Below are 12,063 nucleotides of genomic sequence, written 5' to 3' on the forward strand. Positions count from 1 at the left end.
TGATCATCCGGGGTCGCCGCGGAGGGATTACTGGTTATGAAAATCACGATTATTGGTGCGGGCAAGGTTGGTCTGGAGATCACCCGCCGTTTAACTGAGGAAGGGCACGATGTGGTGGTGGTGGACCGGGATGAGCACAAGCTCACCCAGCTCAGCGAACACCTGGACGTATTGACCCTGCGCGGCAGCGGTTCCAGCGCTCTGCTGCTTTCCCATGCCGCCATTGCCGGCAGTGACCTGCTGGTGGCTGTGACCAGCAGCGATGAAATCAACATGATCGCCTGTATGACGGCCAAACGGGTGGGGATTCCCAAAACCATTGCCCGGGTGCGCGACCCCGAGTATGCCCATGAACTGATTATCTCCAAGGAAGATCTGGGGATTGATCTGGTGATCAATCCGGAGTATGCGGCGGCTCTGGAAATAGTGCGCCTCTTAACGCTGGCCCTGCCGGTGCACCTGGAGCCTTTTGCCAATGGCAAAGTGCAGCTGCTGGAGGTGACGCTGGAGGACAGCCATGCCGGCTGGGTGAACCGGAAAGTGAAAGATCTGGTGCTGCCCGATGATCTGCTGCTAGTGGGCATCTCCCGCGGGGGGGAAATTATTATCCCTTCGGGCAAAGATCTGCTCCTGCCGGGCGATCATCTGTACTGGCTGGGCAAGGCCGGCAGCATTGAAAAGCTGGGCGGCAAGTTCAAGCGCAAACAGCGGCGCCTGCAGAACATTATTATCATGGGTGGCGGCCGCATCGCCTACTATCTGGCGGATCATCTTTCCGACCGGGGCATGCGGGTAAAGATCATTGAGCAAAACCCGCAGCGCTGCGAGGAACTGGCGGAAAAACTGCCCAATGTGCTGGTGCTGCGCGGTGACGGTACCGATGTGGATTTGTTAAAGCGGGAAGGAATCAGGGAAACCGATGGCTTTATCGCGGTGACCGGCATTGACGAGGAAAACCTGCTCATTGCCCTGCTGGCCAAGCAATTGGGGGCCAAACGGGTCATCGCCAAAGTAAGCCGGCCCAGTTATGCCCCGCTGGTGGAAAAGCTGGGGGTGGATGCGGCGATTAGCCCCCGCTTGATTACCATTGGAGAAATTTTGCGCTTCATCAGGGGCGGGCGCTTGCTGTCGCTGGTGCTGCTGCTGAACGAGCAGGCCGAAGTCATGGAGCTGATTGTGCAGGCGGGAAGCCGGCTGGCCAACAAGATGCTGGCCAGGGCTGGACTGCCGCGGGGCGTGATTGTGGGGGCCATCAGCCGTGATAACAGGATTATCATTCCCCGGGGTCAGGAGATGATTCTGCCCGAAGATCGCCTGGTGGTGTTTGCTCTGGGACACAACGTGCATCTGGTGGAAGCCATGTGTGCAGCGGGAGGCATCTGAGCTTGAACAGACTGCTGATCATCAAAACACTGGGACTGGTGCTGCTGTGCGAAGCGGTTTTGCTCCTGCCTTCCTGGCTGTTGGCCCTGGCCAGACAGGAGGCCGATGCCCGGGCGCTGTTTTTTTGTTTGTTGCTCACCGCTTCCGCCGGTGGACTGATGATGCTGGCCCGGCCCCGCAGTACCCAGGTGGGTTACCGGGAAGGTTTTGTGATTGCGGCGCTGGCCTGGTTTTTTTGTGCCCTGTTCGGATCTCTGCCCTACCTGTTTACCGGTACGCTGAACAGCCTGGCGGACGCTTTCTTTGAAGCCATGTCCGGTTTTACTACAACCGGGGCTTCGGTGATCCGGGACGTGGAGGCGCTTTCCCACGGCCTGCTGCTCTGGCGCAGCACCACCCACTGGCTGGGCGGCATGGGGATCATTGTGCTCACCCTGGCGCTGATTCCCTCGCTGAAGATTGCGGGCATGCAGCTTTTCAAAGCCGAAGTGCCCGGTCCCACCAAGAGCAAGATGGTGCCGCGCATTGTGAACACATCCCGGGAGCTGTACAAGGTCTACCTGATCATTACAGCGGCCGAAATTGTCCTGCTCAAACTGGCCGGCATGGATTTGTTCGATGCGGTGATCCACACTTTCGGCACGGTGGCTACCGGCGGGTTTTCCAGTAAAAACCTCAGCATCGGGGCCTATGACAGTCTGGCCATAGAGCTGATTATCAGCTTCTTCATGATCATCTGTGGCATGAACTTTGCCCTGCATTTTTATTTGCTCAAGGGCAAATGGCGTCCTCTCTGGGAAGACAGTGAAACCCGGCTGTACCTGGGGATTATTGCCACCAGCACCCTGCTGATTGGCTGGGAGCTAAGCAGTTCTCTGGACCTGTCCTGGGGACAGGCCCTGCGCCAGTCGCTCTTTCAGGTATCGTCAATTATTACCACTACCGGTTTTGCCTCGGCCGACTTTGATCAATGGCCGCCTTTCAGCAAATTTGTCCTGCTGGCCCTGATGTTCATCGGGGGATGTGCCGGCTCCACCGGGGGCGGCATTAAAAGTGCTCGCCTGCTCATACTGGTCAAAGCGGTTTCCCGCCAGGTGACCAGGTTGCTCCATCCCCAGGCCGTGGTGCCGGTGCGGCTGGGTACGGGGGTGGTGAGCCGGGAAGTGGTGGAAAGTGTCCAGAATTTTTTCTTTCTATATATCTTGATTCTGGCTGCGGCAACCCTGGTCATTGCCGCCCTGGGTACAGATATGGTCAGCTCCCTGTCGGCAGTGGCGGCCACTCTGGGCAATGTGGGGCCGGGTTTCGGTCTGGTGGGGCCCATGACCAACTATGCCGATCTGCCGGCAGTGGCCAAATGGATTCTCTCACTGTGCATGCTGACCGGGCGTCTGGAGATCTATACGGTGCTGGTGTTTTTCAGCATAAAAACCTGGCGGGATTAGCGTAATTTGTGCTAAAATATTTTCGGCAATGCGGGAAGGGAGATGAGCATTTTGTCCGGGCACTCCAAGTGGTCGACAATCAAGAGAAAAAAGGCGAAGGTTGACGCGCAGCGGGGCAAGATCTTTACCCGCCTTTCCAAAGAGATTATTGTGGCCGCCCGGCTGGGGGGCGGCGATCCCGACAATAACCCGCGCCTGAAAGCGGCGATCATGCGGGCCAAGGAAGCCAATATCCCCAATGATAACATCCAGCGGGCCATCATGAAGGGCACCGGTGAACTGGGCGGCGGTAATTACGAAGAGCTGATCTATGAAGGATATGGGCCGGGCGGGGTGGCGGTAATGATGGAAATCATGACCGACAACCGCAACCGCACCGCGGGGGAAATCAGGCACCTGTTTGCCAAAAATGGGGGTAACCTGGGTGAGACCGGCTGTGTGGCCTGGCAGTTCCAGAAGAAGGGCCTGATTGTGGTGGAGCCGGGCGCTGGTATATCCGAGGACGAACTGCTGCTGGCTGCTCTGGATGCCGGTGCGGAGGACATGAAAACCGAAGAGGACAGCTATGAGATCTACACCGCGCCGGAGGAGGTGGAGGCGGTCAGGCAGAAGCTGGTGGAACAGGGCATGGTGGTGGCGGCTGCCGAGGTAACCATGCTGCCCCAGACCACGGTGCAACTCTCCGGCAAGGAAGCGGAGCAGATGCTCAAGCTGATGGAAGCGCTGGAAGAGCACGATGATGTGCAGGAGGTATATGCCAATTTTGTTATAGATGAACAGTAACCATCCTTATGTTTAAGGGTGGTTTTTGTTTAAACGTCTGTTCTGCCGGGAATAATTACTGGGTAATAAGGCGATTTTATCTGGCAGGAGGACGGCGTTTTGAAAAGCGTATTTAAAGCAGGCCTGTTGCTGGTCATAACATCTCTGGCAGTGTATCTGGGCCTGGGGCTGGGGGTGGCGCCGGGCCTGTCGCTGGCTGAGCTGCCCGGTTTAAACCAGCTGGCTGCCGGCAGGGTGCCGGACAAAAATTTGCTTCAGGAAAAATATATCTACTGGTGTGGCGAAACTCACCTGGTTTATCAGGGGGAGATATACAGACAGCTGCAGGGGAAAAGCCTGGCTCAGATCCAAGAAATCTTTCCCGCAGCCGAGGGATGGCAGGTCTATGTAGATGAAAAAGGCTGTTTGCATCTGGACCGCCACATTGAGGGCTTTTGCAGCAAGCATACGGCCTACCGGCACCTGGGACTAAAAGGGCAGCATCTGGCCATTTATCAGGGGCCGCTGGGCTATAACCAGAAACTGCTGCAGGTGCTGGAGGGTAAGGATATCCAGTCATTACCGGCCCGGTGGCAGGAGAGGATCAAGCAAGCGGAAAATTACCGGCAGTTACCTGAGGATGAAAAATTACGCCTGCAGGAAGAACTGGAATTTTCCGATGAACTGGCTCTGCAGGCGGCTCTGGACAATCTGGACGAGGAAAATTCCGACTGGTGACAACCGGTCGGGTTTTTATTTTTGCGGCAGGAATAAGCCGCTGCTGGCAAGAAATTTATTAAGATGCTCGGGTGTCCGGGTGGGTAAATTTTGTAAACGAGGTTTGGAAGATGCTGAAAAAATTGCTTGCGGCTGGCATAATGGTCATTTTTATTGCTGGAGGATTGGTCTTGTATTTATACCATACTGGTTGGAGGGGTGTTTCCAAGCAGCTGACGCAGGATGCGCTGCAGCGGGCGGAAAAACAGGTGGTGTCGGCAGCGGTGCAAAAGCAAATACAGCAGGATATGCAGCAAATGCGCCAGCAAGTGCAGTCCGGGGATAGCCATCCGGCATCACCCGGGGCGCCGGGCAACAGCAACCGGCAGGGCCCCGGGCCCAGTGTACAGCAGGAGATAGAAAACCGCTATCTGGATTTGCTGCAAACCCGCGTGGGCAGTTATGAAAGCCGGCTGTACGGGCTTTTATATGCGGCCAGGGAGGAGTACCGGGCCGCCAGAAAGAATGGTGGCTCGCTCAGGGAAATAGCGCGCAAATATCTGGGGGCCGGGCGGGCGCTGGAAAGCCAGTGCGATGCGGAAGTGGACGCTATCCTGGCCAGTTTTGCGCAGGAGCTGCAAAGCAACAACCTGTCCACGGCTGTGGTGGAGCGGGCCCGGAACGCCTATGAAACGGCCAAGTCCGAGCGGCGGGCCCAGATATTACAAACAATTACCAAACAGGCGGGTCAATAAATTGATGAAGATCATCGCCATCGATCCTGGTCTGGCTATCACCGGCTATGCTCTGCTGGAAGTGCGGGCGGATGGCCGGATCCGGGCGCGACACTATGGAGCGCTGAAGACCCCGGCCGGTATGCCTTTGCCGGAGCGGCTTGAGGAAATCTACCGCCAGCTCACGGCCTTGATTGAACAATATCAACCGGCCGAGGCGGCTCTGGAAGAACTGTTTTTCAATAAAAATGTGTCCACCGCCCTGACCGTGGGGCAGGCCCGGGGCGTGGCTTTGCTGGCTCTGGCCCGGGCCGGGCTGCCGATATATGAATATACCCCGCTGCAGGTAAAACAAGCGGTGGCGGGGCATGGCCGGGCTGCCAAAAATCAAGTACAATATATGGTGCGCATGCTGCTGTCCCTGCCGGAAGTGCCCGGGCCGGATGATGTGGCCGATGCCCTGGCGGTGGGGCTGTGTCATGCCTTCAGGCTCCAGAACAGGGGAGTGTGGCCGGAGTGATTGGTTTTATTCGCGGCAAGCTGTTTCAAACCGGTAGCGACTATGTGCTGGTGGATGTACAGGGGATTGGTTATCATATTCAGGTACCCCGGCGGCTGTTGGCCCGTTTGCCCGCCCCCGGGGAAGAAGTAATGCTGTACACCTGCCTGCTGGTACGGGATGATGATGTCAGCCTGTATGGTTTTGATAGTGAGCAGGGTCAAAAGATCTTTCGCCTGCTGATCAGCGTTTCGGGGGTGGGGCCCCGGGCGGCCCTGGCGCTGCTCTCGGTGGCCGAACCGGAAAAACTGGCGGTGGCCATAGCGGAAGAAAACCTGGCCCTGCTGACCAATGCGCCGGGCGTGGGGAAAAAAACCGCGCAGCGCATTGTGGTGGAAGTAAAGGATCGCATGCGCCAGATGACGGCAGGCGCAGCGGTGGCCGGTGCTTCCGGCGGGGGGATGGTCGAGCAGGGGGCCGGGGAAGCCGCCCTGGCTTTGCAGGCCCTGGGTTACAGCTGGTCCGAGGCCAGAGGGGCAGTGGTGGCCGTAATGCAGCAGCAGGGAACCATGCCGGTGGCCGATTTGATCAAGGCTGCCCTGAAGTTGCTGGCAGCCGGAAAGGTGGTGTAGCATGGAGAAGGGTGGTCGGGAGAGAATTGTTACCCCGGCAGTGCACCAGGACGATCTGGAAGGGGAGTATTCACTGCGGCCGCGCCGCCTGGCCGAGTATATTGGGCAAGATCAGGTGAAGGAGACCATCTCGGTCTTCATCCAGGCGGCCCGGCAGCGGGGCGAGCCGCTGGATCACGTCCTGTTGTTTGGACCGCCCGGACTGGGCAAAACCACTCTGGCATCCATTATTGCTCATGAACTGGGCGTAAATCTGCGCGTTACATCGGGCCCGGCCATAGACCGGCCGGGTGATCTGGCCGCCATTTTAACCAACCTGGCGCCTGGCGATGTGCTGTTCATTGACGAGATCCACCGCTTGAGCCGGCAGGTGGAGGAAGTGCTCTATCCGGCCATGGAAGATTTCGCGCTGGACATCATCATTGGCAAGGGACCGGGGGCCCGCAGCATTCGCCTGGACCTGCCCCGTTTCACCCTGGTGGGGGCGACCACCCGGGCCGGATTGCTCACTTCGCCGCTGCGCGACCGGTTTGGTGTGATTAGCCGTTTGGAATACTACGGGGTGGAAGACCTGACCCGGATCATTCTCCGCTCGGCCCGCATCCTGGAAGTGGCTATTGAGCCCGCCGGGGCGACCGAGATCGCCTGCCGTTCCCGGGGAACACCCCGGGTGGCCAACCGGCTGCTTCGGCGGGTGCGCGATTATGCTCAGGTGAAAGCGGATGGCACCATTACGGCCGCGGTGGCCCGAGAGGCCCTGCAATTTATGGAGGTGGATCCGCTGGGTCTGGACAGCATCGATCGCCGTATCCTGAGCGTGATTATCCAAAAATTCCACGGCGGACCGGTAGGACTGGACACCATTGCCGCCAGCACGGGGGAAGAGCCCGGCACTCTGGAAGATGTGTACGAACCCTACCTGTTACAGCTGGGCTTTATTGACCGCACGCCGCGCGGGCGGGTGGCCACGCCGCATGCCTACAAGCATCTGGGCCTGCCGGTGCCGGGAAGGCCCAGAGCGCTGTTTGACTAAAAGAGGTGAAGAGCTTGCGTATTCTCCTGCATATCTGCTGCGCCCCCTGTGCCATCTGGCCGGTAGAGAAAATGCGCCAGGACGGGCACGCCCTGCAGGGCTATTTTTACAACCCCAACATTCATCCCTATACCGAGTTTAAACGCCGGCGGGACACCCTGCAGGATTATGCCCGGAGCATTGATTTGCCGGTGATTTTTGATGGGCGCTACGAGCTGGAAACTTTTTTGCGAGCGGTGGCGCACCGGGAAAATGAGCGCTGTCTGCACTGCTATACCATGCGCCTTACCGAGGCAGCCGTAATGGCCCGCCGGGAGGGCTGTGATGCTTTCACCAGCACCCTGCTGGTCAGTCCCTGGCAAAAACACGATTTGATCCGCCGGCTGGGCGAGGAAATCGGCCGGTCGGCCGGGGTGCCGTTTTATTATGAAGACTGGCGTCCCGGTTACAAACAGGCCACGGCGCTTTCCCGTCAGCTGCAGCTGTACCGGCAGCCTTATTGCGGCTGTATCTACAGTGAAAAAGAGCGCTATTACCGGGAACCGGAGGTGAGCAGGGCATGACCCCCCTGGATATGCTGGGCCGCTGGCTGCTCTGGAGCGGGCTGATCCTGGCCGGGCTGGGCCTGCTGCTGCTTTTCGGAGGGAAATTTCTCTCTCTGGGGCGTCTGCCGGGAGATGTGGTCTGGCAGAAAGGTCCGGTGACCTTTTATTTCCCCATTGTCACCTGTATAGTGCTGAGCCTTTTGCTGACTTTGTTACTGAATATTTTTTTCCGGCGCTGATGGTTACCGGCTGGACTAACTGCAAAAGAGGGCTGTACAACATGGGCAAATTTTTTATCCGGCTGTGGAGTGTTTTTTTATTAGTTGTATCGGGCATGGTGCTGCTGGCTCCAGCGAACGCCCGGGCCCAGGACTGGCCCGCGACCATTAAAGTGGGGCTGGCCCAGAATGTATCCGAGCAGCAGTTTCAGGTAGAGGGCAACTACCTGTTGCTGGAATTGAATGGCGCCCGGCCGCTGGCTGTGCTGGAGGAAGGAAAGGATTACCGGGTTAAAGTGCAGGACGGGGAGCTGGCTTTTTACCAGGGGGAACGCTGCCTCTGGCAGGGCAGCGCTGATCTCTGGCTGCGCCGGGGCGGCCGGCCGCTGCTGGTGCAGAGTGCCAGCGGGCAAACCGCAACAGCCTTCCCCGGCGGGGAGCGTGGTCTGTATGTGCAGGCCGCCGGCGGTTTGTACAGGATGGCCGATTTAAACGCTGTTCCGGTGCTGATCACAGCGGCGGGCCAGCAGCCGCTGGCCGGTGAGCCGGGCACCAGCGGCCATGTGCAGTTTTCCGGCGAACCGCTGAGCGGCGGTTACCGGGGAGATATGCTGTTTCTAGGGCGGGATAATGGTTACCTGCTGGTCAATCAACTGCCTGTAGAGGAATATCTGTACGGTGTGGTGCCAGCGGAAATGCCTTCCAGCTGGCCGGCGGAGGCGCTGAAAGCGCAGGCGGTGGCCGCGCGCACCTATGCCATCAAGCAGATCATGTCCGGCAATGCGGCCAGCCGGGGCTTCGATGTTTGGCCCGATGAGCGCAGCCAGGTGTATCTGGGCCTGCGGGTGGAAAACCCGGCTACCGCTGCGGCGGTGGATGGCACCCGGGGACAGATACTCACATATAAGGATCAGGTGATTGATGCCCTGTTTCACAGCAGCAGCGGGGGATACACCGAAAACAGCGAAGATATGTGGCAGAACCCGGTAGCCTATCTGCGGGGCAAACCGGATCCCTATGATCAAAATGATCGTCATTATAACTGGCAGGTCAATTTTACGGCTGACCAGCTGGCCAGACAATTGAACTGGAGCAAGTATAATCTGACCACCGTGACCGATGTGCAGGTGCAAGAGCGCACGGCGGTGGGCCGGCGCATTAAAAGGCTCCAGATCACCGGTTTGGATCAGTCCGGCAATACTGTACCAATCGAAATTGCCAATGCCGACCGGCTGCGCCGTGTGCTGGCTTTAAAGAGCGCCCCGTTTGATGTGCAAAAACAGTACGACCAGCAGAATAACCTGGTGGCCGTGGTTTTCACCGGCAGCGGCTGGGGACATGCCCTGGGGATGCCCCAGTGGGGGGCGCGGGGGATGGCCCAGCAAGGTTATAACTACCGGGAGATCCTGTCATACTATTTTACAGACGTTCAGTTAGCCAGTATCTTTCAGGATTAAGGGGAATGACTTTGCGCGTAGACGATTTTGATTACCACCTGCCGCCGCAGCTGATTGCCCAGCAGCCGGCGGTGGAGAGAGAGCTGTCCCGACTGATGGTGCTGCACCGGGAGCCATTTTCCCTGGAGCACAGATTATTCAAGGATTTACCCGCCTATCTGCGGGCAGGAGATTGTCTGGTGCTCAATGAGAGCAAGGTCATCCCGGCCCGGCTCCGGGCAGTGCGCGAGCCGGGCGGCGGGCGGGTGGAAGTGCTGCTCCTGCACCAGATCGAGCCCAATGTTTGGGAAGCGCTGGTGCGTCCGGGACGCAAGGTGCCGCCGGGCACCACACTGCTGCTGGGCGGTGCGGAGCAGTCCATCCGGGGGCTGGTGCTGGAAAAGACCGCCGCCGGCGGGAGGGTGATCCGGTTTGACAGCCCGCGGCCCCTGCTGGAGGTGCTGGATGAACTGGGCAGCCTGCCGCTGCCGCCCTATATCAGGGAGCAGCCGGCCGATCCCCACCGTTACCAGACGGTGTATGCCCAGGTGCCCGGGTCGGTGGCGGCACCTACAGCCGGCCTGCATTTTACTCCCCGCCTGCTGGAACAGCTGCAGGACCAGGGCGTACAAATTGTGCGCCTGATCCTGCATGTGGGGCTGGGCACTTTTCGCCCGGTGCAGGTGGACCGGGTGGAAGAACATACCATGCATGCCGAGTATTATGAGTTGACCGAAGCAGCGGCCCGGGTGATCAACCGGGTGAAAAGATCCGGAGAGGGACGGGTGATTGCCGTGGGAACCACCAGCACCCGCTGTCTGGAAAGTGTGGCCGCGCCCGATGGCACAGTGCAGGCGGGCCGGGGGATGACCGATATTTTCATCTACCCGGGATACCGGTTTAAAGTGATTGACGGGCTGATCACCAATTTCCACCTGCCCCGCTCCACTCTGCTCATGCTGGTCAGTGCTCTGGCCGGCCGGGAGAAGATTCTGGCCGCCTATGCGGAAGCGGTACGCCTCTCTTACCGTTTCTTCAGTTTTGGCGATGCCATGCTGATTATTTGAATAGTCTCTGGCAGCTTGGGTAATTATTAGAAAAAGAGGAGACCATATGGCTGTTACCTACACGTTGATTAAGAGCGATCCCCACAGCCGGGCCCGGGCGGGCATTTTGCACACCCCGCACGGCGATGTGCCCACTCCGGTGTTTATGCCCGTGGGAACCCAGGCCACGGTGAAAACCATGACGCCGGAAGAGGTCTACCAGGTCGGCGGGCGGATGATTTTGAGCAACACCTACCACCTCTACCTGCGTCCCGGACACGAGCTGGTGCGGCGGGCCGGCGGACTGCACCGATTTATGAACTGGACCGGGCCCATCCTGACCGACAGCGGTGGTTTCCAGGTTTTCAGCCTGTCCTCCCTGCGCCGGGTGGAGGAGGACGGTGTGCGCTTTCGTTCCCACATTGACGGATCGGAACACTTTTTCAGTCCGGAGTTTGCCGTGCAGATCCAGGAAGCGCTGGGCAGTGATGTGGCCATGGTTTTTGACGAATGTGCCCCTTATCCCTGCGACTACGAGTATGCCCGCCGGGCCATGCTGCGCACCACGCGCTGGGCGGAGCGCTGCCTTAAGGCGCACACGCGTCCGGATCAGGCGCTTTTTGCCATTGTCCAGGGCGTAACCTATCGCGATTTGCGGGAGGAAAGCGCCCGGCAGCTGGTGGCCATGAATTTTCCCGGCTATGCGGTGGGTGGTTTGAGTGTGGGAGAGCCCAAATCCTTGATGTACGAAGTGCTGGATTATACCGTGCCTCTCTTGCCGGAAAACAAGCCCCGTTATTTGATGGGGGTGGGCTCGCCCGATTGCCTCGTGGAGGGAGTGGCCAGGGGCATAGACATGTTTGACTGCGTACTGCCCACCCGCATTGCCCGCAACGGTACCGTGTTCACCCGGCAGGGCCGGCTGGTGGTGCGCAATGCCGAGTACAGGGAAGATTTCACCCCGCTGGAGGAGGGCTGTACCTGCTACACCTGCCGGAACTTCACGCGGGCCTATATCAGGCATCTGATCAAGGCCAATGAAATCCTGGGCCTGCGCCTCACCACCATCCATAACCTGCACTTCCTGCACAATTTGATGGGACAAATCAGGCAGGCCATCCTGGAAGGAAATTTTGCCCGCTGGCGGGAGGAATTCTGGGCCGCCTGGCAGGACACCGCCTGTGAAGAAAAATGAGTCAAATTTAATCTGCTGCCGAGAGGAAATTGGCCCGAAAGGGGAGAATAACACACATTTGGGAAAGGAGGCTTGGAGAGTTGAATAATTCACAGCTGGTCAGTCTTTTTTATATTGTCGCCCTGTTTGCCCTGCTGTACTTCTTGATGATCCGTCCCCAGCAGCAGCGGCAGAAAAAACACCAGCAAATGTTGAAAAGTTTGCAGGTAAATGACCGCGTGATTACCATTGGCGGCATATATGGCACCATTGTCAAAATTAAAGAAGACAGCGTGATCTTGCGTCTGGCTGACAATGTTCGTGTCGAGTTTTTAAAGTCCGCCATCAGTCAGGTCATCCAGTCGGGTGACGCTGAGCCCAACGAATAGACTGCGGGAGAGAGTGGCCGGGGCTGCTCTCTTTTTTATGGTTTTTGCAG

Annotated in this window: 14 protein-coding genes; all 14 read left to right on the forward strand. The window is 58.4% G+C overall.

Annotation, left to right across the window (positions count from 1 at the left end; translation table 11 throughout):
* Positions 1 to 36 precede the first annotated feature (36 nt).
* The 14 genes from trkA to yajC all read left to right on the forward strand — a co-directional run bounded on the left by trkA (position 37) and on the right by yajC (position 12,013).
* A complete protein-coding gene (gene trkA / locus ACUVTU_RS02605; protein ID WP_445888410.1) occupies positions 37 to 1,383 on the forward strand; it encodes a Trk system potassium transporter TrkA in 1,347 nt (448 codons plus the stop codon).
* 2 nt (positions 1,384 to 1,385) lie between these two features.
* The gene (locus tag ACUVTU_RS02610; protein ID WP_445888411.1) at positions 1,386 to 2,828 is read left to right on the forward strand and encodes a TrkH family potassium uptake protein; all 1,443 of its coding nucleotides are present in this window, start codon (positions 1,386 to 1,388) and stop codon (positions 2,826 to 2,828) included.
* Between the two features lie 51 nt (positions 2,829 to 2,879).
* Entirely contained in the window at positions 2,880 to 3,611 is a 732-nt protein-coding gene (locus ACUVTU_RS02615; protein WP_445888412.1) for a YebC/PmpR family DNA-binding transcriptional regulator, read from the forward strand.
* A 99-nt stretch (positions 3,612 to 3,710) separates the two neighbouring features.
* Positions 3,711 to 4,328 carry a hypothetical protein gene (locus ACUVTU_RS02620; protein WP_445888413.1) on the forward strand — a complete coding sequence of 206 codons (618 nt, stop codon included), beginning with the start codon at positions 3,711 to 3,713 and terminating at the stop codon, positions 4,326 to 4,328.
* Positions 4,329 to 4,498: 170 nt separating this feature from the next.
* The gene (locus ACUVTU_RS02625; RefSeq protein WP_445888414.1) at positions 4,499 to 5,062 is read left to right on the forward strand and encodes a hypothetical protein; all 564 of its coding nucleotides are present in this window, start codon (positions 4,499 to 4,501) and stop codon (positions 5,060 to 5,062) included.
* A 4-nt stretch (positions 5,063 to 5,066) separates the two neighbouring features.
* Positions 5,067 to 5,561: a crossover junction endodeoxyribonuclease RuvC gene (gene ruvC / locus ACUVTU_RS02630; protein WP_445888469.1), complete on the forward strand. Its 495-nt coding sequence runs from the start codon at positions 5,067 to 5,069 to the stop codon at positions 5,559 to 5,561.
* Positions 5,558 to 6,172 carry a Holliday junction branch migration protein RuvA gene (gene ruvA, locus ACUVTU_RS02635; RefSeq protein WP_445888415.1) on the forward strand — a complete coding sequence of 205 codons (615 nt, stop codon included), beginning with the start codon at positions 5,558 to 5,560 and terminating at the stop codon, positions 6,170 to 6,172. Before ruvC ends, ruvA begins: the two co-directional genes overlap by 4 nt.
* A 1-nt stretch (position 6,173) precedes the next feature.
* A complete protein-coding gene (gene ruvB, locus ACUVTU_RS02640; RefSeq protein WP_445888416.1) occupies positions 6,174 to 7,205 on the forward strand; it encodes a Holliday junction branch migration DNA helicase RuvB in 1,032 nt (343 codons plus the stop codon).
* A gap of 14 nt (positions 7,206 to 7,219) precedes the next feature.
* A complete protein-coding gene (locus tag ACUVTU_RS02645; RefSeq protein ID WP_445888417.1) occupies positions 7,220 to 7,768 on the forward strand; it encodes an epoxyqueuosine reductase QueH in 549 nt (182 codons plus the stop codon).
* Entirely contained in the window at positions 7,765 to 7,989 is a 225-nt protein-coding gene (locus tag ACUVTU_RS02650) for a DUF2905 domain-containing protein (RefSeq protein WP_445888418.1), read from the forward strand. Before ACUVTU_RS02645 ends, ACUVTU_RS02650 begins: the two co-directional genes overlap by 4 nt.
* A 41-nt stretch (positions 7,990 to 8,030) precedes the next feature.
* The gene (locus ACUVTU_RS02655) at positions 8,031 to 9,425 is read left to right on the forward strand and encodes a SpoIID/LytB domain-containing protein (protein ID WP_445888419.1); all 1,395 of its coding nucleotides are present in this window, start codon (positions 8,031 to 8,033) and stop codon (positions 9,423 to 9,425) included.
* A gap of 11 nt (positions 9,426 to 9,436) precedes the next feature.
* Entirely contained in the window at positions 9,437 to 10,471 is a 1,035-nt protein-coding gene (gene queA / locus ACUVTU_RS02660) for a tRNA preQ1(34) S-adenosylmethionine ribosyltransferase-isomerase QueA (protein WP_445888470.1), read from the forward strand.
* A gap of 46 nt (positions 10,472 to 10,517) precedes the next feature.
* Positions 10,518 to 11,645 (forward strand): tRNA guanosine(34) transglycosylase Tgt, encoded by a 1,128-nt coding sequence (tgt, locus tag ACUVTU_RS02665; protein ID WP_445888420.1) that lies wholly within the window; start codon positions 10,518 to 10,520, stop codon positions 11,643 to 11,645.
* A gap of 80 nt (positions 11,646 to 11,725) precedes the next feature.
* A complete protein-coding gene (gene yajC, locus ACUVTU_RS02670; RefSeq protein WP_445888421.1) occupies positions 11,726 to 12,013 on the forward strand; it encodes a preprotein translocase subunit YajC in 288 nt (95 codons plus the stop codon).
* Positions 12,014 to 12,063: the final 50 nt, after the last annotated feature.

The sequence above is a fragment of the Desulfurispora sp. genome (assembly GCF_052744395.1).